The following is a 22,955-nucleotide window of genomic DNA, read 5'->3' as shown; positions in this document are numbered from 1 at the left end:
GCACCTCGGCGGCTTAGGGGGCGGCGGCCTCTTCGGCCTCCTCGCCGTGTTGGACGATGTCGCCGTGCTGGAACAGGATGCCCTTCGCCGTCTCCCGCCACTGCGGCTTCGCCCGCAGCAGGAACTCGAGCTCCATGCTGAAGTGCTTGTACTCCTCTGCGAGCGAGTCGAGCATGATCGCCTTCGCGACCTCGTCCTTCTCGACGGCGATGCGCTGCTCGTACCAGCCGATCGCCTCCGCCTCCTCGGACAGGCTCGCGCACATCCGCGCGAACGTCCGCGTCTCCTCGCTGAGCTCGCTCGGCGGCTCGTGGTACTGATCAGTCGACATCGCCTGTCGTCCTTTCGTCGTGGGGACTCCATCCAATGTCCGGATGCCGGATCCCTCAAGGGCCACCCGCTGCGAATGCGCAGAGGCACGGCGGGATCGTCGTCCGCCGCTCGATAGGGTTGCGGCATGGCAACGAGCGTGATCGTCATCGGCGCGGGTGTCGTCGGCGCGGCGACGGCCTTGTCGCTGGCGCGCGAAGGAGCGTCGGTGCTGCTGCTGGAGGCGTTCGAACGCGGCCACGATCGCGGGTCGTCGCACGGTGCGACCAGGATCTTCCGTCACGGCTACGCAGAGCAGGACTATGTGGAGCTGTCCGTCCGCGCGCTCAGCGGGTGGAAGCAGCTGGAGCGGATCAGCGGCCGCACGCTGCTCGACGCGACGGGAGCGGTCGACCACGGCGATCCGGTGGTGCTGAAGGCGATCGCCGAGGCGCAGGATGCGGCGGGGCTGCCCTACGAGTGGCTGACAGGTGCCGAGGCCGAGACGCGCTGGCCGGGCCTCCGGTTCGAGGACCACGTGCTGTTCAGCCCGGGCGGCGGCCGATTGCGGGCAGCCGACGCTCTGGATGCCCTGCTCGACGCTGCCGAAGGCGCGGGAGCAGAGCTGCGCTTCGGCGTCCGCGCGACGGGAGTGGAGGACTCCGGCGACAACGTGACGGTGGTGACCGACGGTGGCACCCATACAGCTGACGTGGTGGTGGTCGCGGCAGGCTCGTGGACGCCGTCACTCCTGCGTCCCTGGCTCTCGGCTCACGGCGTGGAGCTTCCCGAAGTCCGCGTGACGGAGGAACAACCGGCGCACTTCCCGGTACTTCCTGGCCTGGCGGACGCAGAGACGGCCTGGCCGAGCTTCGTGCACCACCCCACCCGCAACGCCGTGGCCAGCGCCTACGGACTGCTGACACCGGGGGAGGGCGTCAAGGTCGGTTTCCACGGCGTCGGCCCGGAGGTGGACCCGGACGGTCGCGATCGGCGCATCGATCCCGACAGACTGGAACAGTTGAAGCAGTACGTGGCCGAGTGGGTGCCGGGTGTCGATGCGACGCATCCCGAGGGCATCAGCTGCCTCTACGACAGCACCGAGCAGGAGGACTTCGTGCTCGACCGCGTCGGGAAGGTCGTCATCGCAACCGGGTTCTCGGGTCACGGATTCAAGTTCGGTCCTGCGCTCGGCGATGTGCTCGCCCGTCTGGCGCTGCACCGCGAGCCGGCCGCGCCGCGCTTCCGCGTGGCGGTCGCGCCGCCCGACGCATAGCCGCATCGTCCGCTCGTCGCGGTGGCGGCCCTCCCCGCCGGGCGCTCGATGGTGGAGGATGTCGCGCATGACGGACACGGAAGGCGCCGGCATCGTCGGCGTCAGCACCATCGGCATCCCGGTCTCCGACCAGGATCGCGCGCTCGCGTTCTACCGCGATGTCCTCGGGTTCGAGGTGCGGGTCGACGCGCCACTCCCGCAGCTCGGGAGCCGCTGGATCATGCTCGCGCCACCCGGCTCCGCGGTGTCGGTGTCCTTGGTGCCGGCCCAGCCGGATGCGCCCGCGGGCGTCGAGACGGGCATCCGCTTCGAGACGCTCGACGCGGAGCGCACCCACGAGACGCTGTCTCGCGCCGGTGCCGACGTGGGAGAGATGCTCCGTTGGCCGGACGTCCCGGCGATGTTCGCGGCACACGACCCCGACGGCAACCGGTTCGAGGTGGTCGAGCGCGTCTGAGGCCCGCTCACTCCCCGTTGCGGAGGTCAGCGAGCCCGTCGTGGCGGAGCGCGATCCGGTCGAAGGTCGCGGTGCAGGTGTCGCCCATCGGCGCCTGCGACAGGAAGCCGACTCTCCAGCCGTCCGCGCCGGCATCCAGCCGGAACAGGCGGACGAAGTCCCACTGGATGCCGTCCGCCGACGAGTGGAATGCCCATGCCTCCCCGATGCGCGCGACGCGCAGGAAGACCTCGCCGCTGGTGACGTGGGTGCTGTTGCAGTCGTCCGAGTACCGGTCGGTGACGACGCTCACCACCATCGGCTGACCCTGCGGCGAGAACTCGAAGCACAATTTCGCCCAGTGGTCGTCGTCGCTCCACAGCACGAGCGCGCCGGCATCGAACGTCGTGCGGGGCTCCGCGACGCGAACCCGGGCGGACAGGGTGAAGTCGCCCGCGGGCGCCTCGAGCGTGAGCGCGGTCGCGGCGTGCTGCGAGTGCGCGCCGAGCGCGTCGTTCGACCAGTCGACCCCGGCGGCGGCCGTCAGAGCGAGCACCTCGGTCGAGGGGTCGAAGTCGGCGTCGCCGGGCGTGTGGGTCCAGGAGAGCTCGGGCAGGGTGGGGATGCTGATCGGCATACCGAGAACGCTACGGCACGGGCCCGTCATAGGGTGGCGGGATGGGCGATATCGACGTGCGGCCGGCGCGGCCGACGGAGTGGGCGGCGGTCGGCGGGCTGCGCTGGGATTCGGTGTTCGAGTTCGGGGGTGAGGCCCTCGATCCGCGCGACGTGTTCGCGGAGCAGTTCGCCGAGTGGGCGCGCGACCATCAGGACACGCACGAGTGCTTCGTCGCCGTCGCGGACGGCGCGGTGATCGGGATGACGTGGCTGGCCGTCATCCCGCGGGTCCCGAGCGCACGCGCGTTCCACCGCGCATCCGGCGACCTGCAGTGCGCGTACGTCGCCCCCGAACATCGCAACCGCGGGATCGGCGGCCGGCTGATCGACGCCGTCGTGGACAGCGCTCGCGAGCGGCGGCTCGAGCGCGTGACGGTGCACTCCAGCCCACGGGCGGTGCCCGTGTACGAGCGGCACGGTTTCAGCTCGGAGGGGCGACTGCTCCATGTCTACGTCGTGCATCGGGATGCGCCGGGGGCTCCGGCGGGAGTGTTGAGGTGACCGGCGCACAGGTGCGAGCAGCGCGTAGCGAGGACGCCGAGGCGATGGCCCGCGTGCACGTGGACTCGTGGCGCGAGACCTATCGCGGCGTGATGCCCGATCGGGTGCTCGATGACCCGGGGATGCTGGAGATGCGTCGCCGGTTCTGGGCCACCGTGCTCGCCGACCGGCGCTTCGAGGGCACGACAGCCGTCGCGGAAGAGAACGGCCGGATCGTCGGGATCGCCCTGGCCGGACCGTCGCCGAACGCGGAGGAGGACGGCGCGGCCCAGCTGTATGTGCTGTACCTGCTTCACGGGCATCACGGCAGCGGTCTGGGCCGCGGGCTGCTCGACGCGGTGCTGGACGACGAGAGTCCCGCGACGCTGTGGGTGGCCGATCCCAATCCGCGGGCCCAGGCGTTCTACCGCAAGGCCGGCTTCACCGCCGACGGTGAAGAGAAGGTCGAGGACGGTGTGCGGGAGCTGCGGATGATCCGCCCGGCCGGGGGAGCGTCGCGCGTCAGCGGTTCGCCGGGTCGAGGGTGATCTCGACGTCGTACTTCAGCTGCGGTTCCGGGGAACCGAACAGGAGGGCGGGGTTCAGCCAGACGAGCTCGACCTCGGTGAGGCCGAAGCGACGCGAGACGGCGAAGAGGGTGTCGTAGGGGTTGGGGACGTAACCGGTCAGCACGCCGTCCTTCACGATCGCCTTCCCCCGGGCAAAGGACACGGGGCCGTGGTCGACGGCCTGGAGCTTCGGAAAGGGGGAGGGCAGGGTCCACGTCAACGGCGCGGCCGCGACGACGCCGGAGCCGTCGACCGTCTCCTCGATGGAGTGCAGGTACGATGGATCGCCTTCGGACGTGAAGCCCGGCGGGATGGGCAGCACGAGCTCGCCGTCGGGCGTGACGCTGACGAGGTCCGAGTCCAGGCCGAACACCATGGGCTGCACCGGATCCGGCTTGCCATCGTGGCGGGCGTTCGTCACGAGGAGGGAGTAGCCGTGCAGGCGGGATGCGTCGGCGCTCCCCGCCGGCAGCGGGGCGTCGGGCCGCACGTGCACCTCGACCCGGAGCGAGGAGTCGACCACCACTCGCACAGCACCGGTCAGTGGCGGCGCCACGGGCATCCCATCGCCGGGGTCGTGCTCCACGGCCTGCAGCTGACCCGTCGCGATGGTCTGCCCGGCCACGCGCAGCTCGGGGAGCTGCTGCGCGATGGGGACGGGATCCGGGGTCTCGGTCGACGTCGACGTCGGGCGGGATGCGGCAGGCGCGAGCAACGAGCATCCCGAGACGACCGCGGTGACCGCCACGATGAACAGAGCCGCGGCGACGCGACCCACCCCCCGATGAATCATGGCTCGACCCTAGCGCACCCCGCCGGCCCACGCAGAAGCCCGCCGGACGCACGCCGGACTACACCTGCGCGCCGAGCTTGAAGCCCTGCGCCTCTTCGCCCTTCCGGGTGTAGGAGAAGCCGTCGGCGCCGATGGTGACCTCCATCTCGGAGTCGTCGGTGCGGCTCGTCAGCGGCTGCGGGTTGCCGTCGAGGTCGAGGACGGTCGACGCCTCCGTGTACCAGGACGGTACGACGGGGTTGCCCCACCAGTCGCGGCGCTGGTTGTCGTGCACATCCCACGTGACGACCGGGTTGTCCGGGTCGCCGGTGTAGTAGTCCTGCGTGTAGATCTCGACGCGGTGGCCGTCGGGGTCGCGCAGGTACAGGTAGAACGCGTTGGAGACGCCGTGACGGCCCGGTCCGCGCTCGATGCAGTCGCTGCGGCGGAGGGCGCCCAGCTTGTCGCAGATCGCGATGATGTTGTGCTTCTCGTGGGTGGCGAATGCGACGTGGTGCATCCGCGGGCCGTCGCCGCCGGTCATCGCGGTGTCGTGCACGGTCGGCTTGCGGCGCATCCACGCGGCGTAGGTGGTGCCGTGCTCGTCCTGGATGTCCTCGGTGACGCGGAAGCCGAGGTCCTCCATGTACTTCACGGCTCGCGGCACGTCGGGCGTGACCTGGTTGAAGTGGTCGATCCGGACGAGCGCGCCGGGCGTGTACAGGTCGTAGCGCCAGGCGAGGCGTTCCACGTGCTCCACCTCGTAGAAGAACTCGTACGGGAAACCGAGTGGGTCCTCGACGCGGACCGAGTCGCCGACGCCCTTGGTGAAGCCCTCGGAGCGACGCTCCACCCGGCAGCCCAGCTCGGTGTAGAACGCGACAGCGCGGTCCAGGTCTTCCGGCGTCCGCACCCGGTACGCGAACGCCGCGACGGCCGCCACCGGTCCCTTGCGCAGCACGAGGTTGTGGTGGATGAACTCCTCGAACGACCGCAGGTACACGGCGTTCTCGTCCTCCTCGGTGACGACGAGGTCGAGCACGTCGACGTAGAACTCGCGACTGGCGGCGAGGTCGGTGACGACGAGCTCCATGTAGGCGCACCGCACGACATCCGGCGGGGTGGCCTTCGGCGTCGGGATGCGGTCGGTCGGCGCCGGGATGGGGTCGCTGCCGGTCACGGTGGGCTCCGGCGAGTCGGGGGTGATGGTCATGGTGGTGCGTCCTCTGCGTTGAGTCTGTGCGGGGTTCGTGATGGATGCGAGGTCAGGCGTCGCCGGCGTCTTCGGCCGCTTCCGCCGCTTCCTCCGGCTGGTGCGCGCTCGCACCGAACCGGGCGGTGTGGACGGGGCCCAGCGTGATGTGCACGGCCTGCTGGTCCGTATAGAAGTCGATCGAGCGGTATCCGCCCTCGTGCCCCAGCCCGGAGGCCTTCACTCCGCCGAACGGCGTGCGCAGGTCGCGGACGTTGTGCGAGTTGAGCCACACCATCCCAGCCTCGACGTTCTGGGCGAAGGTGTGCGCGCGCTCCAGATCGCTGGTCCAGATGTACGCGGCGAGGCCGTACTTCACGCCGTTGGCGAGGTCCAGCGCCTCCTCGTCCGAGTCGAACGGGGTGATCGCGACGACCGGGCCGAAGATCTCCTCCTGGAAGATCCGCGCGTCGGGCGCGACATCGGCGAAGACGGTCGGCGCGACGTAGTTGCCGTGCTCGAGACCCTCCGGGCGTCCGCCGCCCGCGAGCAGACGTCCCTCCTGCTTGCCGAGCTCGACGTACGACATGACCTTCTCGAAGTGCTCCGGGTGTACGAGCGCGCCGACCTCGGTCTTCGGGTCGTGCGGATCGCCGACGACGATGTTCTTCGCCCGCTCGGCGTAGCGCTCCAGGAACTCGTCGTAGATCGGACGCTCGACCAGAATGCGGGAGCCGGCCGTGCAGCGCTCGCCATTGAGCGAGAACACACCGAACAGCGTCGAGTCGATCGCCGCATCCAGGTCCGCGTCGGCGAACACGACGGCCGGCGACTTGCCGCCCAGCTCCATCGACAGGCCCTTGAGGTACGGCGCCGCGTTCGCGAAGATGATCTGTCCGGTGCGGCTCTCGCCGGTGAACGAGATGAGCGGGACATCGGGATGCTTCACCAGCGCGTCACCCGCCTCCTCGCCCAGCCCGTTGACCAGGTTGAACACGCCGTCCGGCACGCCGGCCTCACGGAAGATCTCCGCCCACAGGCTCGCCGACAACGGCGTGAACTCGGCCGGCTTCAGCACGACCGTGTTTCCGGTGGCGAGCGCCGGGGCGAGCTTCCAGCTCTCCAGCATGAACGGCGTGTTCCAGGGGGTGATGAGCCCGGCGACGCCGATCGGCTTGCGGTTGACGTAGTTCAGCTGGCTGCCGGCGACCTTGTAGGCGTCGTCGGCCTGCGCCACGATCAGGTCGGCGAAGAAGCGGAAGTTCTCCGCGGCACGCTGCGCCTGACCGAGCGCCTGGGTGATCGGGAGGCCGGTGTCGAAGGTCTCGAGCTCGGCGAGCCGCTCGTCCTGCTCTTCGACCGCGTCGGCGATGCGGTTCAGCACCCGCGCCCGCTCGCGCGGCTTCATCCGCGGCCACGGACCCTCGCGGAAGGCGCGGCGGGCGGCGGCCACGGCCAGGTCGATGTCCTCCTTCTGACCCGCTGCACCCTGCGCGTACGTCTCGTTCGACACCGGGTCGAGCACGTCGAACGTCGCGCCCGAGACGCTGTCGACGAAGCGGCCGTCGATGAAGTGCCGGATGGTGTCCGGGAGGTTCTCGGGGATGTGGTGCTGCGCCATGCGCGGCCTCCTGTCGGTCGTAATGGTCACGGCTGCTGCTGTTCGCTCGCGGCCGCCTGCTCCTGGCGGCGGTGGAGGGCGTCCAGGGTGGCGAGCCGGTGGCGCCGGGCGGCGAGCTCGATCTCGAGCGGCTCGGCGCCGGATTCGATCAGCTCGACGATGTGCTCGTGCTCGTCGACGGACTCGCGGGCACGGCCGGGCACGAAGCTGAACGTCGAGTCGCGCAGCACGGTCAGGCGGTTCCAGCCGCGGTGTACCAGGTCGAGGATGTGCGGGTTCGGGCACTCCTCGAAGAGGACCGCGTGGAACTGCTGGTTGAGCTCGGTGAACCGGTGCGGGATGAAGTCGTCGAGGCACGCGATCATCTCACGGTTGATCGCCCTGGCCCGCTCCAGGTGGTCGGCGGTCAGCAGGGGAGCGGACATCTGGGTCGCGGCGCCCTCGACGAGGGCGAGAGTCTCCATCGTGTACGTGTACTCGGCCTCGTGCAGCAGGGCGACCTGGGCGCCGACGTTCTTCTCGAACGTCACCAGCCCCTCCGCCTCCAGCCGGCGGATGGCCTCCCGCACGGGGACGACGCTGATGTCCAGCTCGCCCGCGATCTGCCCGAGGACCAGCCGGAATCCGGAGACGTACCGGCCGTCGTCGATGCGGGCCCGGATGAACTCGTATGCGAGCTGCGACTTGCTCGGGGCCGCGGCCTTCAGCGCTGCGTCTGCCATGCGCGGTACCTCTCTCTCCACTCGGCGTTCATCGGGAACAGCCCGTCGACGGGGTGGCCGGCCGCCACCTGCTCGGCGATGAACTCCTCTTCGCGTTCCTGCTCGATCGCGTCAGTGACGACCTCCTCGACCAGGGCGGGCGGGATGACCAGCAGGCCGTCCGCGTCGCCCACGATCACGTCGCCAGGCTGCACGGCCGCGCCGCCGCAGGCGATGGTCACGTCGGTGTCCCACGGCACGTGCTTGCGGCCGAGCACGGCCGGATGCGGGCCGTTGTGGTAGGTCGGGATGTCGAGGGAGGCGACCACCGCGAGGTCGCGCACGCCGCCGTCGGTGACGATCCCGGCCGCGCCGTTGACCTGCGCCCGCAGCGCGAGGACGTCGCCGACGGTTCCGCTTCCGCGCTCGCCGCGGGCCTCGATCACGAGCACCTCACCCGGCCCGACCGAGTCGAACGCGCGCTTCTGCGCGTTGTATCCGCCGCCGTGCGAGGCGAAGAGGTCCTCCCTGTTCGGGATGTAGCGGAGCGTCCGCGCCGTGCCGACGACCCGCGCGCCGGGCCGGGTGGAGGTCAGGCCGTCGATGGAGACGTTGTCGAGCCCGCGCTTGCGGAGCTGCGAGCTGAGGGTGGCGGTGGCGACGCTCGCGAGCTTCGCTCGCAGCTCGTCCGTCAGGGTGAACGACGGCTCCGGGGGTGTGCCGTACGCCTCGGAGCGCTGATGGTCGTCGACGCTGGGCTGGGTTCCGAAGTCGCCGAACGGGATGCTGCCCTCGGTGATGCGGGTGACCAGGCGGCCGGTGGTCGGCGCGCCCGGCGCTCTGGGCGCATCCACTTCGACCTCGACCGTGTCGCCGGGGGTCGTCACCGACGAGCCCGCCGGGGTGCCGGTCAGGATGACGTCGCCGGGCTCCAGGGTCATCAGCTGGGAGAGGTCGGCGACGAGGCGGCCGAACGGGAAGAGCAGGTCGTCGGTGGTGCCCTCCTGCACCAGGTCGCCGTTGAGCCAGGTGCGGACGCGGAGGGCGTCCGGGTCGAGGTCGGCGGCCGAGAGGACCGCGGGGCCGAGGGGTGTGAAGCCGTCGCCGCCCTTCGAGCGCACGTTGGAGCCCTTGTCGGCGGCGCGGAGGTCGTAGAGGCCGAAGTCATTCGCGGCGGTGACGCCGGAGACGGCCGCCCAGCCGTCCTCGGGGGAGACCCGGCGGGTCGGGCGGCCGATGATCAGCGCGATCTCGCCCTCGAAGGCGAGGAGTTCGGTGCCGGCGGGGCGCTCCAGCTCGCCGCCCGATTCGGCGATGGAGGAGGAGGGCTTGAAGAAGTAGGAGGGCTGCGCGGGTGTGCGTCCGCGCTGTGCGGCGCGCGAGCGGTAGTTCAGGTGCACCGCGATGATCTTGCCGGGGCGGGGGATGTCCGTCACGGGTGGTGCCTCCTCATCGTCGGGGACGGTCTGGGACCGTATTCGAGATCATATACAATCGCTGGAGCCTGTTCAAGCTAATACGCGGCCGGAGCGGGAGAGTCGGGCGTCGCGCCGATGAAACGGTCCGCAAGTGCCTCCGACGCCTGCGCGAGCAAGGTGACGTCGGCGCCGACGAGCACATACGCGGCACCGGCGGCCGCATAGCGGTCGGCCGTCGCCGGGTCGAAGGCGTTCACGCCGACGGGGGTGCCCGCCGCGCGGCCGGCGGCGATCACGGACTCGACGGCCGCGACGACGTCCGGATGGTTCTGCTGCCCGAGCAGGCCCATCGAGGCCGCGAGGTCGGCGGGGCCGACGAGCAGCGCATCCATGCCGTCGATCGCCGCGATCGCCGCCGCCTGCTCGAGCCCCTCTGTCGTCTCGATCTGCACGGTCAGCGAGACGAGGTCGCTCGCGCGGGCGAGGTAGTTCGGGATGCGGCTCCAGCGCGACGATCGTGCGAGTGCGCTGCCGACGCCGCGCACGCCGTGCGGCGGGTAGCGCACCGCGCGCACCATGGCCTCGGCGTGGGCGACGCTGTCGACCATCGGGACGAGGATGTTCTGGGCGCCCAGGTCGAGCAGCTGCTTGATCACGACCGGGTCGCCGATCGGGGCGCGCACCACCGGAATCGCCGGGTACGGCGCGACCGCCTGCAGCTGGGCGAGGATCGACTCGAGGTTCACGGGGGAGTGCTCGCCGTCGATCAGCACGATGTCGAGCCTGCTGCCCGCGCAGATCTCGGCGACCAGCGGGCTGCCCGCGCAGGACCACATCCCGAACAGCGTGCGGTCGGCGTCGCGCAGACGGTCGGCGAACGTCGGCGCGGCATCTAGACGAATCGGCATGTGACGGCTCCCAGGGTTCCGTAGTCGGCGTGGACGGTGTCGCCGCGCTCGACCCACATCGGGCGGGTGAACGAACCGGCGAGGACGATGTCGCCGGCCTCGAGGCGGCCGCCGTGCTGGGCGAGCTTGTTCGCGAGCCAGGCGACGCCGGTGGCGGGATGGTCGAGCACCGCCGCGGCGACGCCGGACTCCTCGATGGTCTCGTTGCGGTACAGCAGGGCGGAGACCCAGCGCAGGTCCACCGCATCCACCGCCACCGGCCGGCCGCCGACGACCATGCCGCCCATCGCCGCGTTGTCGGAGATGGTGTCGACGATCGTGCGGCCCTGCATCTCGATGCGCGACGACAGGATCTCGAGGGCGGGCACGACGTAGCGGGTGGCGTTGAGCACGTCGAACAGGGTGACGTCCGGGCCTTCGAGCGGCTCGGCGAGGACGAACGCGAGCTCGACCTCGATGCGCACGTTCGAGAACTGGTCGAACGGGATGACGGAGCCGGTCTCGTAGACCATGTCGGCGAAGATCGCGCCGTAGTCGGGCTCGGTGATGCCGGTCGCCTGCTGCATGACCTTGGAGGTGAGGCCGATCTTTCGGCCGATGAGCCTGCGTCCCTCGGCGAGTCCGCGTTCGACCCACAGGCGCTGGACCGCATACGAATCCTCGACCGTCATGTCCGGATGGCGGGCGGTGAGCAGCGGTACCGTCGTGCGGTCGCGTTCGGCGGTCGCGAGTTCGTCGGCGATGGCCTGGATGGTCGGGCGATCGAGCACTCGGAGTCCCTTCGACGTCGGAGGAGGGGCGCGATGCCCCGAGTGGATCGTATATCTTCCTGTACACCGCGGCCAGGCGGTGTGCCTGTGAATGCGCTCCGGCCGGGGAGGCGGGCGGCGCGGTCAGGCCGCGGGAGCGGGGAGCGCCGCGCGGATGAGGACCCGGGCGGCGGCGCGCGCGTCGGCCGCGGCGTCGGGTGTCCCGGCGATCGCGGCCGTGGTCTGCGCCCCCTCGGCGAGGATCGCCAGCTGCGGCGCGAGCGAGGGCGACGCCCCCGCCTCGGCGGCGAGCTCGGCGACGAACGTCTGGAACGACTCCTTGTGCCGCCGGGCGGCCTCCGCCACGCGCGGGTCGGCCGCGCCGAGCTCGCCGAACGCGTTGATGAAGCCGCAGCCGCGGAAGGTGTCCTCGATGAACCAGTCCGCCAGGTAGTCGTAGATCGCGAGCAGGCGCGCCTCGGCGCCGTCGACGGTCGCGACCCTCGCGGCGACGCCGTCGGTCCAGAGGTCGTGACGCTTCGCGAGCACCGCGAGCACGAGGTCGTCCTTCGAGGGGAACAGCTGGTACAGCCGTCGCAGCGACACGCCCGCCGCATCCCGTACCTGATCCATGCCGACGGCGTGGAAACCGCGCGCGTAGTAGAGCGCGTCGGCAGCGTCCACGATCCGGGTCCGCATCTCTTCATCCGCCATTCTCCGATTGTAGCTTGACTGAGAACGATAGTTCTCGCTAGAGTCGGATCACCGGCGAGAACGATCGTTCTCGCCCAGTCGAAGAAAGGATGCGACACGATGTCGTACATCACCGTCGGGACCGAGAACAGCACCCCCATCGAGCTCTTCTACGAAGACCACGGCTCCGGCCAGCCGGTCGTGCTGATCCACGGATTCCCGCTCGACGGCCACTCGTGGGAGAAGCAGACCGCCGCACTGCTCGACGCCGGCTACCGCGTGATCACGTACGACCGCCGCGGATTCGGCCGCTCCAGCCAGGCCACTACCGGCTACGACTACGACACGTTCGCCGCCGACCTCAAGGTCGTCCTCGACACCCTCGACCTGCGGGACGCCGTGCTCGTCGGCTTCTCGATGGGCACCGGCGAGGTCGGCCGCTACCTCGGCCTCTACGGCTCCGAGCGTGTCGCCAAGGTCGCCTTCCTCGCCTCGCTCGAGCCGTACCTGCTCAAGACCGACGACAACCCCGACGGCGCCGCGCCGCGCGAGTTCTTCGAGGGCATCGTGGACGCGGTGAAGGCCGACCGCTACGCGTACTTCACGCAGTTCTACAAGGACTTCTACAACCTCGACGAGAACCTCGGCACCCGCATCAGCGAGGAGGCCGTGCGCAACAGCTGGAACGTCGCCGCCGGCAGCGGGGCGGTGGCTTCGGCCGCGGCTCCGCTCACCTGGTTCACCGACTTCCGCGCCGACATCGCGAAGATCGACGTCCCTGCGCTCATCCTCCACGGCACCGCCGACAACATCCTCCCGATCGACGCGACCGCCCGTCCCTTCCACAAGCTCTTGCCGCAGGCGGACTACGTGGAGGTCGAGGGTGCGCCGCACGGCCTGCTGTGGACCCACGCGGCCGAGGTCACCGAGGCGCTCCTGACCTTCCTCCGGAAGTAACCCGCCCCCACGGGCCAGGAGTGGCGCGGCGCGGACCTCGGGCGGTCCGCGCCGCGCTTCGTCGTGCGTGCGTCAGGTGCGCAGTCGCCTGCGCTCCGCCCACACGTAGAGCGCCGCGTAGACGACGAACGAACCGACGAGTCCCCAGACGAGCAGAGCGGCGGACGGCCGAGACCACAGCAGCTCGCCGCCGCGGAGCAGGAGGGCGAGCAGCATCAGCGCGAGCGCCACCAGCTGCGCCTGGAAGATCTGCCGGAACGCGCTCCACCGGGAGTCGCCCAGCATCCACAGATTGACCATGCCGGGCAGAGTCAGGATGGCACCGCACACCCGCGCGGTGAGCGGCGTCAGTGGCCAGGCCCAGATCGAGATGGCCAGCTGCGGAGCCACGAACAGCACCAGGCCGACGACCAGCGAGCAGAGCCCGATGAGGGCGAGCAGGATGCGCACCCAGCCGGGCAGCACGGCATCCTGCCGGTCGACCGCTCCGGAGTCCTCCCTGCGGTTCACGATCATGGCGGCGAGCACCAGGAACGGCGTTGTCACGTACAGCGTCACCCAGACGATGAACGACAGGTGCCCGAAATGGAAGCGGTCCCAGTGCAGGAACGTCGCGACCGCGAGCAGGGTGGCGAACAGCAGGACAGCGGGGAAGCCGTGCCGGACGGCGTGCCAGCGGTTCGGCCGCACCACGTGGACGAAGAACACGATGCCTCCCGCATAGGCGCTGCCCAGCAGCATCGCGGTGATCGGCGGGCGGATGGTCCAGGCGAACAGCCGGTCGGTGGTGTCGGCCAGCGGGTAGAGCAGCACGAAGGCGGCGACCAGGAACGGGATGATGATCGCGCCGACGACGCGCGTGTACGGGTGCACGCGGTCGCTCATGCGTCGTGTCCCTCCGCTTCGGCGACGGCGCGATCGGCGGGCAGGGACCGGCCCTCCCCAATGGCGGACTCGAAGGCGACGGCATCTGCGGGCGAGGCGGCAGCCAGCATCCGGTCGACGAACAGCTGATGGAAGGAGAACACGGGCACGTTGTACAGCCCGGTGCGTTCCCGCAGCGAACGCGACGCCCCGAGCAGGCGGCCGGCCCGGCGGACGTCACCGGAGAGCGCGGCGACCGCGACCATCCCCTCCAGACCGTAGGCGATGCCCTCGACGTGGCCCAGCCTGGTGGAGAGCGCCAGGCAGGCAGAGAAGTCGGATGTCGCCCCGGCTGCATCGCCGAGGAGCAGCCGAGCCCAGCCGCGGTGGTGCTGGGCGATCGTCACGCCCAGCTCGTCGCCGTTGTCGTGGGCGAGGGCGAGGCTCTCCTCGAAGTGCCCGAGTGCCGCATCCACCCGTTCGCGCAGCAGGGCGACCCTCCCGAGCATGACGAGCGCCATGGCCTGGCCCCAGCGGTCGCCGCGGCCGCGGAAGAGCCGCAGGCTGGTGTCCATCGCGTCGTCCGCGGCGGACGGATCCGGTTGCGGCGAGGCGAGCACGGCCAGCGCGAACGAGATGAGGGCGAGCGCTTCGCCGTCCGGGTCGTCGGAACGGCCGAAGAGCTCGGCGCTCTCGGTGAGGCCCGCGGCGACGGTGCCGCCCGGATCCTGCCAGAACGTGATCGCCTGGGTGAAGTAGAGGGCGATGGCGCGCGTCCGGTCGTCCAGCGGTTCGTCGGCGGCGAGGACCTCGTCCATCCATCCGCGCACCTCGCCGAGCAGCCCCGCGACCCACCAGTACACGTAGAGCGCCCAGGCCAGATGTGCGGCCCGTGACCAGTCCCTCCGGTCGAGGAGGTGCCGGACGGCGGCGCGGAGGTTGCCCGTGTCGGCGCCGAGCCGCACCACCCAGTCGTGCTGCGCGGCGCCTTCGAGCCCCGCGTCGGCCCGGTCGGCGAGCGCGAGGAAGAAGGCGGCGTGCGCGTCGCGGACGGCGGGGAGCGTGCCCTCCCGCTCCAGCTGCTCGATCCCGTACTCGCGCACGACGGCGAGCAGCGAGAAGCGCGCGGCGGCGGTGTCCTCGTGCTGGCGCACCAGGCTGTTGTCGACGAGGACGGCCAGGGCGGAGAGCACGTCGGGTGCCTCGCCGTCTGCGGCCACCGCCCCGGCGACGGACTCCGCTGCCTCCAACGAGAAGCTGCCCGCGAAGACGCCGAGCTGGGCGAGGAGGGCGCGCTCGGGCGGGTCGAGGAGCTGGGCGCTCCAGTCGATCGTGGCGCGGAGGGTTCGCTGGCGCTCCGGGAGGTCGCGGGCGCCTCCGACGAGCAACGGGAGGCGGTGGTCGAGTCGTCGCGCGAGTTCGGACGGCGGCAGCACCCGCACGCGCGCCGCGGCGAGTTCGAGCGCCAGAGGGACGCCGTCCAGTGCCGTGCAGACGCGGCCGACGTCGCCACGGTTCGACGACGTGACCTCGAAATCCGGCCGGACGGCGTGGGCGCGTTCCACGAACAGCGACATCGCCTCGTCGGGCGGGAGGGGCTCGAGCTCGTACCGCCGCTCGCCGCCGACGCGGAGCAGCGACCGGCTGGTGACGATCGCCGAGACGCCGGGCGCTGCAGCCAGCAGGGAGGTGACGACCGGAGCCGCGGGGAGCGCCTGCTCGAAGTTGTCGAGCACCAGCAGCACGCGGCGATCGCGCAGCGCGGTGGTGACCTTGTCCGCGAGCGGTGCGTCGCCGGTGTCGCGGACCCCGAGAGCTTGCGCGAGCGCGCCGACCACACCGGCGGCATCGTGCGCGGGGGAGATGTCGACGAACACCGCGCCGTCCGGAAAGCGGTCGCCCGGGTCGGAGGCGGTCGCTATGGCCAGCCGGCTCTTGCCCATCCCGCCGGGACCCGTGATCGTGACCAGCCGGGCGCCGCCGCCGAGCATCGCGCGGACCGCCTCGACGTCGGCCTCGCGCCCGATCAGGCGGGTCAGCGGCGACGGAAGGGCCGGCGACGTGACGGGCGCGGTCGAGGCGACGGGATACGGCGGAGAGGTCGCGAGCCTGCTCAGCTCGAAACGTTCGGCGAGGAGGGTGGCGAGGTCCGCCTCCAGCAGCACCTGCAGCTCCTGGGCCGACTCGACGTACTTGAAGGAGGCGCGGTCGTCGGCACGGATGCGGTCGAGCAGCTCGGTCAGCCGCGGCTCGCGGGCGGGCGCCGGATCCTTGATGTAGATCAGGCGCGGCAGCTGCGGCGGGCACAGGTTGTACTCGTCCTCCAGGCCCGAGACCTGTTCGTCCGGCGCGACCCAGCCGTACCGCTCCCAGTAGAGCCCGACGAACACGTCGCTCTGGTCGAGGTAGGCGCGGTACAGCTCCCGCGGGGGATGCGGCCGGGCGCCGAGCTCGAACATGACCGGAGCGAGATGCAGGCGCTCGATGGCGGCTCGCGCGGCCCGGCGTTCCGGGGCGAGCTCTTTGAGGGTCGAACTGACGAAGACGCGCAGCCGCTGGTCCGGCGTGCGGATCACCCGCGGGACGCCGTTCATGCACGCATTCTGTTGCACGCACCCCGGGGTGCACCAGAGGTCTGTGCTGACGGCCCCGACAGGTCGGACTCAGCGCGAGTGGTGGGACGAGCGGACGGGCGCGGGCTCCGACTGCGTGGTCGCTTCGAGGGCGGACGCCGACGCACCCAGCTCGCGCAGCGCTGCGGCGGACGCCGAGCCCGCCTCGGCGTGATAGATCACCAGCAGCTGCCCGCCCGAGTCGCCGATGGGCAGCTTCTGCCGGGTGAGCTCCAGCATCCCGACCCGGGGATGGTCGAGCCGGGCGGCCCCACCGCCGAGCCCCCGCACATCGTGCCGCGCCCAGAGCTTGCGGAAGTGCTCGCTGCCCAGCGAGAGCTCGCCCACGAGCTGGGCGATGCGCGGGTCGTCGACGTCGCTGCCGATCGAGGCGCGGAACGACGCGATCAACCCGGCGGTCGCCTGCTCCCAGTCCGGGTACAGCGCCCGCTCGTCCTCGTCGAGGAAGAGGGAGCGCAGGCGGTTCTCGCCCGGGCGGATGCTGGGGGAGAGCGCGGTCGCGAGCGGGTTCGCGGCCAGCACGTCGAACATCCGGTCCTCCACGAACGCGGGAAGCTCGACCACCTCCAGCAGCTGGAGGATGCCCTTCGGCACCGTCCGACGGGCTGGGCGGCGGACGCGCGCGGGCTGCGGCTCGCCGAGACTCAGGAGGTACTCGGTGGCCGCCGCGTCGAGCGCGAAGACGCGCGCGAGCGCGGTCAGCACCTGCGCGGACGGGTGGCGGTCGCGGCCCTGCTCGAGCCGCAGGTAGTAGTCGGCGCTGATCCCGGCGAGCGTCGCGACCTCCTCGCGGCGGAGCCCGGGTGTGCGTCGGACACCCGTGACCCGGAGGCCGACGGACGCCGGATCGACGAGCTCGCGCCGGGCGCGGAGGTACTCGCCGAGGGAGTTCGGTTCGGAGCGGGAGGTGGCCACAGCGCGAGTCTAGGAGCGCGCGGTGAGCGCATCCAGGTCCTCCCATCCCCAGGATCGTCGCGGTACTGCCTGGCGCGCGGGCGAGGCCGGAGAGTGGATGCCATGACAGACATCGACACCACTCGCGCCGCCCTCCCCGGCGGCAGCTATCGCACCGGCGACCTCGACCTCACCCGCTTCGGATACGGCGCCATGCAGCTCGCCGGTCCGGGTGTCTTCGGGCCGCCGGCCGACCGCGACGGGGCCATCGCGGTGCTCCGAGCCGCTGTGGAGGCGGGCGTCACCCACATCGACACGGCCGAGTTCTACGGCCCGCACGTGACCAACGAGCTCATCCGCGAGGCGCTCGCGCCGTATCCCGACACGCTCCACATCGTCACGAAGGTCGGGGCGGAGAGGGACGCGGAGGGCAACTGGCCGCACGCGCGCTCGCCGCAGCAGCTGCGCGACCAGGTGCACCAGAACCTGCGCTCGCTCGGGGTCGACGTGCTGGATGTGGTCAACCTGCGCGTCGGCGGCTTCGACCGCCCGGAGCCCGGCTCGATCGCCGAGCAGTTCGGCACCCTCGCCGACCTGCAGCGGGAGGGGCTCATCCGGCACCTGGGGCTGAGCACCGTCAGTGCGGAGCAGCTGGCCGAGGCACAGGCCATCGCCCCGGTCGTCACCGTGCAGAACTTCTACAACATCGCCAACCGGGAGGATGACGCGCTGGTCGACCGGACCGCCCGCGAGGGGATCGCGTACGTGCCGTACTTCCCGCTCGGCGGCTTCACGCCGCTGCAGTCGGGCACGCTCGCGTCGGTCGCCGAGCGGCTCGGTGCGACGCCGCTCGCCGTGGCCCTGGCGTGGCTGCTCCACCGCTCGCCGAACATCCTGCTGATCCCGGGCACCTCGTCGGTGGCGCACTTGCGCGACAACATCGCGGGCGCCGGGCTACAACTGTCGGAGGACGCGATCGCCGAATTGGACGCGGTCGGCTGACCCCTGGGGGGATGTGCTCGCTCGATCTCACGGACCCCATTGCTTCGAATGCGAAATCGTATATCATTGGCGGATCGGAGCGCCGCTCCGGGACAACGATGTCGCAGCACTGGGAGTACACAACGATGAGCACATCCCCCTTCACGCCAACGGGCAGCATCCGCTCGCAGACGGATCGCCGCCGGGTCGTCTTCGCCACCGTCATCGGAACGACGGTCGAATGGTACGACTTCTTCATCTACGCCTCCGCGGCCGGCCTCGTCTTCGGCCAGCTGTTCTTCGCGCCCGCCGGGCCGCAGTTCGCCACGGTCCTGTCGTTCCTGACGGTCGGCGTGAGCTTCCTGTTCCGTCCGCTGGGGGCATTCCTCGCCGGACACTTCGGCGACCGCTACGGGCGGCGCCAGGTGCTCGTCGTCACGCTGATCCTGATGGGACTCGCCACCGCCCTCGTCGGCCTGCTGCCGACGTACGAGGCGATCGGCATCGCGGCTCCCATCCTCCTGGTGCTGCTGCGCGTGCTCCAGGGCATCTCCGCAGGCGGCGAGTGGGGCGGCGCCGTGCTCATGGCGGTCGAGCACGCGCCGACCGCGCGGCGCGGGCTGTTCGGGGCTTCGCCCCAGATCGGCGTTCCCCTCGGCCTGCTGCTCGCCTCCGGCGCGATGGCCCTGATGACGGTCATCGCCCCCGGCGACGCCTTCCTCGCCTGGGGCTGGCGGGTGCCGTTCCTGTTCTCCGTGGTGCTCATCGCGATCGGATACTGGGTGCGGCGTCGCGTCGAGGAGAGCCCGGTCTTCACCGAGATCGCGGAGCGGCGCCAGCGCACCCGCATGCCGATCGTGCAGGTGTTCCGCAAGCACGCGCTGCTCGTGATCGTCGCCGCCCTGGTCTTCGCCGGCAACAATGCGGTGGGCTACATGACGACCGGGGGATACATCCAGAATTACGCGACCAACCCGGAGGGGCCGCTGAAGCTCGACCGCGGACCGGTCCTCTGGGCGGTCGCGGCCTCCGCCGTGACCTGGCTGGCCGCCACCTGGTTCGCAGGCTGGCTGAGCGACCGCATCGGCCGCCGCACCACCTACATCATCGGGTGGATCCTGCAGCTGGTCGGCGTGTTCGCCCTGTTCCCGCTGGTGAATACCGGGAACATCGGCCTGCTGTTCCTCGGCCTCGCCATCCTCACCATCGGACTCGGCTTCACGTACGGGCCGCAGGCGGCGCTGTACTCGGAGCTGTTCCCGGCATCCATCCGCTTCTCGGGCGTCTCGATCTCGTACGCGATCGGCGCCATCCTCGGCGGTGCGTTCGCCCCGACCATCGCGACGGCGCTGGTGCAGGCCACCGGGAGCACGCTCTCCGTCACGTGGTACCTCGCCGGGATGACGCTCCTCGGTCTCATCGCGACCCTGCTGCTGCGCGACCGCACCGGCATCCCGCTCGGCCCCGACCACGAGGCGGAGCAGGCGGCCAGCCCGATCCGCGGCGTCGGCCGCCGCGCCGAGGCGCCGGAGCCCGTGCGCGGCTGAGCCGTCTCGCCTCCCTGCGTCGCCCATCCACGCGAGATTTGCGCCAAATCTCGGTTCTGAGCGCCCCAGAACCGAGATTTGCGCCAAATCGTGACGCGGTGGCGTTCAGGGACGACTGAGATTCGTGCCGAATGTGCGGAATGGCGCGCTGAAAGCGCACATTCGGCACGAATGTCGAGGGGTCAGCCCGCGACGAAGTGGATGAGATGGGGCGCCACGGCCTCGCCCGACACGTCATGCGTCTGGCCCGCCACGATCGCGAACTCGCCGTCCTGGGCGGCAGCGGCCACGCCCTCCGCGCCGAAGCGCAGGAAGCCGGGGCTCTGCTCGCCCGCGAGGCCGAGCACCGGCACGCTGATCGCCTGCAGCAGGTCGTCCGGGATGCGGCTGTCGCCCATCGCGGCGTCGTCGTAGGCGAGGGTCGGCGCGAGGGCGAGCGTGCTCTCCCACCCGGGCGAGCTCCGCATCCCCTCGATCCCGGCGTCGGGCACACCGACGCGGCGGAGGAACAGTTCGACGGCGCCGGCGCGGTCGTCCTCCGCGAGCGCCGCCCCGAGCTCGCTCGTGTAGGCCGTCGCCGAGGAGAGCATCGGGTCGGGCAGGTACGGCGGCTCGTAGACGGCGACGCGCGGGATGCGGTCCGGCCCGAGGGCTGCGGTGGCGGCCAGGGCCAGGGCGCCACCCGACGACATGCCGAACAGCGTCGCCGAGCCGCCCGCAGCATCCACGAGCGCGGCGATGTCCTCGATCTCGCGCGCGACCGCGTCCGCGCGTGCGGTCGGATCCGCGAGCCGATCCTCGCTCTCGCCACGACCGCGGCGGTCGTAGAGGACGACCGTGAGCCGGTCGCGGAGGGCGGCGGCGATCGGGCGCATCGGCCCGGCATCCCGGAAGCACATCGCGCCGTCGACGAGGATCACGGCGGGACCTGTCCCGTCGATCTCGTACGCGATCGTGCTGCCGTCGGCGGAGGCGAGGGTGCTCATGGTGTGCAGCGTAGCCCTGTCCTCAGGAGTGCCGACGCCGGCGCGAGCCGACGAGCGAGACGAGCCCGAGCATCAGCGCCGCGATACCGAGCAGCCCGGCCGGAGCGAACGCCCCTGCATCCGAGCCGCTCTCGGCGAGCTCGACCGTCGCCGACGAACCCGTCCCCGCCCCGGGACCCGCGGGGCCGGCGCCCGTCGGCGGCGGGGTGACCGGTGCGACGAGCGCGAAGTCCTGGTCGTCGACCGCCTCGCCCGCCGCGGTGATCGTGAACGTGCGCGTCGCCGCACCCGTGACGGTGTAGCCCGGGGGAGGCGTCACCGTGAGGGTGTAGGTCCCCGCAGGCAGGCCGCCGAGCGCGAAGGCTCCGTCGGCGCCCGTGGTGAACGCAGCGTTGACCGGGCCGGTCAGTTGCACCGCGGCGCCGGCCACGGGAGTGCCGACGGCGCTCACCACACCCTCGACCGCACCCGCGCGGGCGAGGGCGAAGTCCACGTCTCCGATGTCGGTGGATGCGACCGTCACGCTCTGCGACGCAGGGCCGACCACCGTCGTCCCGGGCGGGGGCGTGACGGTGATCGTGTACGAGCCCGGCGTCAGGCGCGGGAGCGTGTAGCTGCCGTCCGCGCCCGTCACGACGCTCACCGTGCCGCCGCCGGCGAGCACTGCGGTGACCACCGCACCGGCCACCCCGCCTCCCGCGTCGGTGACGCGGCCGGTGACGTCCGCGTTCTCCTGGAGCACCGCATCCACGCCGTCGATCGGGTCCTCACTGCCGATGGGCACGGCGAACGGCGGAGGTGGCACGGCCAACGTGTACCCGGCCGGGACCGTCACGGTCGCCGTGTGCGGACCGGTCGGCACCTCCTCGAACCGGTACACGCCGTCGGGGCCGGTGGTGGTCGTCGCGCCGGTGTCGAGCTGCACGGTGACTCCGGCGATCGGATCTCCGGCCGTGTCGCGCACGGTGCCGCTGACGCCGACCGGGATGATCACGTGGATGCCGAAGTCGGCCACCGCATCCTGCGTCGACAGGTCGGCGGGCAGGGTGACCGCGCCGTCGGCGATCGACCCGGCGGGCGGGGTAACCGAGACCGTGTAGCCCGAACTCGCCTGCACGCCCGTGAAGGCATATGTGCCGTCGGCGAGCGGCGTCGTGGTCGCGACGACCTCGCCGTCGGCGTCGCGGAGGGTGAGCACGGTGCCGGTGATCGACCCCGTGGAAGCGGTGACGGTCCCGGTGATGTCGCGTGTCAGTGCTGTGAACCAGGTCTGGAACACCGGGAATCCGGAGCGCTGCCGGTACACGAAGGTGAGAGCGCTGATCGGCGCGCTCGGCTCGAACCACGCGGCGGCACCACTGGTGTCGATCGCGGCTGCGTTGCCGGTCAGAGTCGTCGTCGCGGCATCCCAGACAGGCACGTCGGTGGCCGACCCGGTGCAGGACGGCTTGCCGGCGAGTCCGGGAGCGCAGTAGTTGAAGCCGCCGCGGAAGCCCAGCTGCGCGGCCGTCAGCGCGATCCCATCCGGCCCGATCGCGCGTACCTGGACGGCGTCGGCGTCGATGTCGCCCAGCACGAAGGCCCAACCGCTGATCGGCGTCGCTGCCGCGAACGCGTAGGTCGTCGTGGATGGCGCGGTCGGGGTGTCCGCCTTCGGCCGCAGGTTCAGGTACGGCTGGTTCTGGCTGGAGCCGTACTTCTGGCCGACCGGGGTGCCGGCGGCGAGCCAGGTGCTGGTTCCGGAGATCACGCCGATCTGCCCGCTCCGGGAGTCGGTGCTGACGGTCGCGCTGAGGCGCGGGGTGTTCGCGACCTGCATCGTGTACGACCCCGGTCCGGTGGTGGACCAGGACGCCCACTGGGCGACGGTGGCCGCGGAGGCGGGGGAGGTCAGGAGGACCGACGCGGCGACGAGGCCGGCGGCTACGGCGCCGGCGAGGGCGGATCGGGCGGTGGTGCGCGTCGGACGGCTCACCCGGCGAGGCTAGCCGTTGGTCTCAGGCCGCGTCTAGCACCAGCGGAGCAGGCGCCGACGAGGACCTCAGCGCCCCTGCCGCCGCCGCACGCCGAATCCGATCAGCACAGCACCGCCGATCGCCACGAGCACACCGGCGCCGCGCACGAGCCACTGCGTCTCTCCGGCCAGCGCATCCACCAGCAGCGGACCCGCGAGCCCGATGACGACGAGTGCGACTCCCAGGATGAAGAACCAGGGGGAACCGTTCGTCCGCTCGACCATGCTCCGAGCCTATCCGGGCGGGGATGGTTCGGTCACGGCCGAGCGGACGGCG

At 71.3% G+C, this 22,955-nt stretch carries 23 protein-coding genes; 7 read left to right on the top strand and 16 right to left on the bottom strand.

The genetic code is table 11. The features are described 5' to 3' along the window. Positions 1 to 13: 13 nt before the first annotated feature. The gene (locus tag BLR91_RS10345) at positions 14 to 331 is read right to left on the bottom strand and encodes a ferritin family protein (protein WP_089875406.1); all 318 of its coding nucleotides are present in this window, start codon (positions 329 to 331) and stop codon (positions 14 to 16) included. A 126-nt stretch (positions 332 to 457) separates the two neighbouring features. Between BLR91_RS10345 and BLR91_RS10340 the strand changes: the two genes are divergently transcribed. Continuing rightward, on the top strand, positions 458 to 1,585 hold the full coding sequence (locus tag BLR91_RS10340; protein WP_089875407.1) for an FAD-dependent oxidoreductase: 1,128 nt from the start codon (positions 458 to 460) through the stop codon (positions 1,583 to 1,585). A gap of 67 nt (positions 1,586 to 1,652) precedes the next feature. Then, on the top strand, positions 1,653 to 2,042 hold the full coding sequence (locus BLR91_RS10335) for a VOC family protein (RefSeq protein ID WP_089875408.1): 390 nt from the start codon (positions 1,653 to 1,655) through the stop codon (positions 2,040 to 2,042). A gap of 7 nt (positions 2,043 to 2,049) precedes the next feature. Here the strand turns inward: BLR91_RS10335 and BLR91_RS10330 are convergent, their stop codons facing one another. Further along, entirely contained in the window at positions 2,050 to 2,658 is a 609-nt protein-coding gene (locus BLR91_RS10330) for a DUF1349 domain-containing protein (RefSeq protein ID WP_089875409.1), read from the bottom strand. A gap of 41 nt (positions 2,659 to 2,699) precedes the next feature. Here BLR91_RS10330 and BLR91_RS10325 point away from each other — a divergent pair, with 41 nt between their 5' ends. Next, positions 2,700 to 3,200 carry a GNAT family N-acetyltransferase gene (locus BLR91_RS10325; protein ID WP_089875410.1) on the top strand — a complete coding sequence of 167 codons (501 nt, stop codon included), beginning with the start codon at positions 2,700 to 2,702 and terminating at the stop codon, positions 3,198 to 3,200. Next, positions 3,197 to 3,727, top strand: coding sequence for a GNAT family N-acetyltransferase (locus BLR91_RS10320; RefSeq protein ID WP_197674292.1), 531 nt, complete (start codon positions 3,197 to 3,199; stop codon positions 3,725 to 3,727). The genes BLR91_RS10325 and BLR91_RS10320 overlap by 4 nt, the downstream gene beginning before the upstream one ends. On the opposite strand, the gene BLR91_RS10315 is transcribed toward BLR91_RS10320, so the two are convergent. From BLR91_RS10315 to BLR91_RS10280, 8 genes are all read right to left on the bottom strand, one after another. Beyond that, positions 3,702 to 4,541, bottom strand: coding sequence for a hypothetical protein (locus BLR91_RS10315; protein WP_231918881.1), 840 nt, complete (start codon positions 4,539 to 4,541; stop codon positions 3,702 to 3,704). The genes BLR91_RS10320 and BLR91_RS10315 overlap by 26 nt on opposite strands. Positions 4,542 to 4,599: 58 nt before the next feature. After that, positions 4,600 to 5,733 carry a 3,4-dihydroxyphenylacetate 2,3-dioxygenase gene (gene hpaD, locus BLR91_RS10310; protein WP_089875413.1) on the bottom strand — a complete coding sequence of 378 codons (1,134 nt, stop codon included), beginning with the start codon at positions 5,731 to 5,733 and terminating at the stop codon, positions 4,600 to 4,602. A 52-nt stretch (positions 5,734 to 5,785) separates the two neighbouring features. Beyond that, entirely contained in the window at positions 5,786 to 7,333 is a 1,548-nt protein-coding gene (gene hpaE, locus BLR91_RS10305; RefSeq protein WP_089875414.1) for a 5-carboxymethyl-2-hydroxymuconate semialdehyde dehydrogenase, read from the bottom strand. A gap of 26 nt (positions 7,334 to 7,359) precedes the next feature. Then, entirely contained in the window at positions 7,360 to 8,055 is a 696-nt protein-coding gene (locus tag BLR91_RS10300; protein ID WP_089875415.1) for a GntR family transcriptional regulator, read from the bottom strand. Continuing rightward, positions 8,037 to 9,470: a fumarylacetoacetate hydrolase family protein gene (locus BLR91_RS10295; RefSeq protein ID WP_089875416.1), complete on the bottom strand. Its 1,434-nt coding sequence runs from the start codon at positions 9,468 to 9,470 to the stop codon at positions 8,037 to 8,039. Before BLR91_RS10295 ends, BLR91_RS10300 begins: the two co-directional genes overlap by 19 nt. A 77-nt stretch (positions 9,471 to 9,547) precedes the next feature. Next, complete coding sequence (locus BLR91_RS10290) at positions 9,548 to 10,360, bottom strand: HpcH/HpaI aldolase family protein (RefSeq protein WP_089875417.1); 813 nt, start codon at positions 10,358 to 10,360, stop codon at positions 9,548 to 9,550. Continuing rightward, a complete protein-coding gene (gene hpaH, locus BLR91_RS10285) occupies positions 10,345 to 11,130 on the bottom strand; it encodes a 2-oxo-hept-4-ene-1,7-dioate hydratase (protein WP_089875418.1) in 786 nt (261 codons plus the stop codon). Before hpaH ends, BLR91_RS10290 begins: the two co-directional genes overlap by 16 nt. Before the next feature lie 123 nt (positions 11,131 to 11,253). Further along, positions 11,254 to 11,823: a TetR/AcrR family transcriptional regulator gene (locus tag BLR91_RS10280; RefSeq protein WP_089875419.1), complete on the bottom strand. Its 570-nt coding sequence runs from the start codon at positions 11,821 to 11,823 to the stop codon at positions 11,254 to 11,256. Positions 11,824 to 11,922: 99 nt separating this feature from the next. Here BLR91_RS10280 and BLR91_RS10275 point away from each other — a divergent pair, with 99 nt between their 5' ends. Beyond that, positions 11,923 to 12,759, top strand: a complete 837-nt coding sequence (locus BLR91_RS10275) for an alpha/beta fold hydrolase (protein WP_018190611.1) — start codon at positions 11,923 to 11,925, stop codon at positions 12,757 to 12,759. A 72-nt stretch (positions 12,760 to 12,831) separates the two neighbouring features. Here the strand turns inward: BLR91_RS10275 and BLR91_RS10270 are convergent, their stop codons facing one another. The 3 genes from BLR91_RS10270 to BLR91_RS10260 all read right to left on the bottom strand — a co-directional run bounded on the left by BLR91_RS10270 (position 12,832) and on the right by BLR91_RS10260 (position 17,171). Next, positions 12,832 to 13,644 (bottom strand): hypothetical protein, encoded by an 813-nt coding sequence (locus BLR91_RS10270; protein ID WP_089875420.1) that lies wholly within the window; start codon positions 13,642 to 13,644, stop codon positions 12,832 to 12,834. After that, on the bottom strand, positions 13,641 to 16,217 hold the full coding sequence (locus BLR91_RS10265; RefSeq protein WP_089875421.1) for a DUF4062 domain-containing protein: 2,577 nt from the start codon (positions 16,215 to 16,217) through the stop codon (positions 13,641 to 13,643). Before BLR91_RS10265 ends, BLR91_RS10270 begins: the two co-directional genes overlap by 4 nt. A 69-nt stretch (positions 16,218 to 16,286) precedes the next feature. Further along, positions 16,287 to 17,171: a helix-turn-helix domain-containing protein gene (locus BLR91_RS10260; protein ID WP_089875422.1), complete on the bottom strand. Its 885-nt coding sequence runs from the start codon at positions 17,169 to 17,171 to the stop codon at positions 16,287 to 16,289. A 102-nt stretch (positions 17,172 to 17,273) separates the two neighbouring features. Here BLR91_RS10260 and BLR91_RS10255 point away from each other — a divergent pair, with 102 nt between their 5' ends. Further along, complete coding sequence (locus BLR91_RS10255; protein ID WP_089875423.1) at positions 17,274 to 18,152, top strand: oxidoreductase; 879 nt, start codon at positions 17,274 to 17,276, stop codon at positions 18,150 to 18,152. A gap of 125 nt (positions 18,153 to 18,277) precedes the next feature. Then, positions 18,278 to 19,678 (top strand): MFS transporter, encoded by a 1,401-nt coding sequence (locus tag BLR91_RS10250; RefSeq protein WP_018190615.1) that lies wholly within the window; start codon positions 18,278 to 18,280, stop codon positions 19,676 to 19,678. Positions 19,679 to 19,860: 182 nt separating this feature from the next. On the opposite strand, the gene BLR91_RS10245 is transcribed toward BLR91_RS10250, so the two are convergent. The 3 genes from BLR91_RS10245 to BLR91_RS10235 all read right to left on the bottom strand — a co-directional run bounded on the left by BLR91_RS10245 (position 19,861) and on the right by BLR91_RS10235 (position 22,903). Beyond that, positions 19,861 to 20,664 carry an alpha/beta fold hydrolase gene (locus BLR91_RS10245; RefSeq protein WP_089875424.1) on the bottom strand — a complete coding sequence of 268 codons (804 nt, stop codon included), beginning with the start codon at positions 20,662 to 20,664 and terminating at the stop codon, positions 19,861 to 19,863. Positions 20,665 to 20,686: 22 nt separating this feature from the next. Continuing rightward, positions 20,687 to 22,639: an MSCRAMM family protein gene (locus tag BLR91_RS10240; protein ID WP_089875425.1), complete on the bottom strand. Its 1,953-nt coding sequence runs from the start codon at positions 22,637 to 22,639 to the stop codon at positions 20,687 to 20,689. A 66-nt stretch (positions 22,640 to 22,705) separates the two neighbouring features. Further along, the gene (locus BLR91_RS10235; protein WP_018190618.1) at positions 22,706 to 22,903 is read right to left on the bottom strand and encodes a hypothetical protein; all 198 of its coding nucleotides are present in this window, start codon (positions 22,901 to 22,903) and stop codon (positions 22,706 to 22,708) included. Positions 22,904 to 22,955 lie beyond the last annotated feature (52 nt).

Origin of the sequence: Leifsonia sp. 466MF (assembly GCF_900100265.1) — a bacterium.
Taxonomy (GTDB): domain Bacteria; phylum Actinomycetota; class Actinomycetes; order Actinomycetales; family Microbacteriaceae; genus Leifsonia.
Note: the sequence above shows the minus strand (reverse complement) of the source record. Positions and strands in the feature narration are given on the sequence as shown.

Coding starts and splice junctions, on each gene's coding strand:
- BLR91_RS10345 (WP_089875406.1), bottom strand. CDS start 331: ATGTCGACTGATCAGTACCACGAGCCGCCGAGCGAGCTCAGCGAGGAG.
- BLR91_RS10340 (WP_089875407.1), top strand. CDS start 458: ATGGCAACGAGCGTGATCGTCATCGGCGCGGGTGTCGTCGGCGCGGCG.
- BLR91_RS10335 (WP_089875408.1), top strand. CDS start 1,653: ATGACGGACACGGAAGGCGCCGGCATCGTCGGCGTCAGCACCATCGGC.
- BLR91_RS10330 (WP_089875409.1), bottom strand. CDS start 2,658: ATGCCGATCAGCATCCCCACCCTGCCCGAGCTCTCCTGGACCCACACG.
- BLR91_RS10325 (WP_089875410.1), top strand. CDS start 2,700: ATGGGCGATATCGACGTGCGGCCGGCGCGGCCGACGGAGTGGGCGGCG.
- BLR91_RS10315 (WP_231918881.1), bottom strand. CDS start 4,541: ATGATTCATCGGGGGGTGGGTCGCGTCGCCGCGGCTCTGTTCATCGTG.
- hpaD (WP_089875413.1), bottom strand. CDS start 5,733: ATGACCATCACCCCCGACTCGCCGGAGCCCACCGTGACCGGCAGCGAC.
- hpaE (WP_089875414.1), bottom strand. CDS start 7,333: ATGGCGCAGCACCACATCCCCGAGAACCTCCCGGACACCATCCGGCAC.
- BLR91_RS10300 (WP_089875415.1), bottom strand. CDS start 8,055: ATGGCAGACGCAGCGCTGAAGGCCGCGGCCCCGAGCAAGTCGCAGCTC.
- BLR91_RS10290 (WP_089875417.1), bottom strand. CDS start 10,360: ATGCCGATTCGTCTAGATGCCGCGCCGACGTTCGCCGACCGTCTGCGC.
- BLR91_RS10280 (WP_089875419.1), bottom strand. CDS start 11,823: ATGGCGGATGAAGAGATGCGGACCCGGATCGTGGACGCTGCCGACGCG.
- BLR91_RS10275 (WP_018190611.1), top strand. CDS start 11,923: ATGTCGTACATCACCGTCGGGACCGAGAACAGCACCCCCATCGAGCTC.
- BLR91_RS10270 (WP_089875420.1), bottom strand. CDS start 13,644: ATGAGCGACCGCGTGCACCCGTACACGCGCGTCGTCGGCGCGATCATC.
- BLR91_RS10265 (WP_089875421.1), bottom strand. CDS start 16,217: ATGAACGGCGTCCCGCGGGTGATCCGCACGCCGGACCAGCGGCTGCGC.
- BLR91_RS10255 (WP_089875423.1), top strand. CDS start 17,274: ATGACAGACATCGACACCACTCGCGCCGCCCTCCCCGGCGGCAGCTAT.
- BLR91_RS10250 (WP_018190615.1), top strand. CDS start 18,278: ATGAGCACATCCCCCTTCACGCCAACGGGCAGCATCCGCTCGCAGACG.
- BLR91_RS10245 (WP_089875424.1), bottom strand. CDS start 20,664: ATGAGCACCCTCGCCTCCGCCGACGGCAGCACGATCGCGTACGAGATC.
- BLR91_RS10235 (WP_018190618.1), bottom strand. CDS start 22,903: ATGGTCGAGCGGACGAACGGTTCCCCCTGGTTCTTCATCCTGGGAGTC.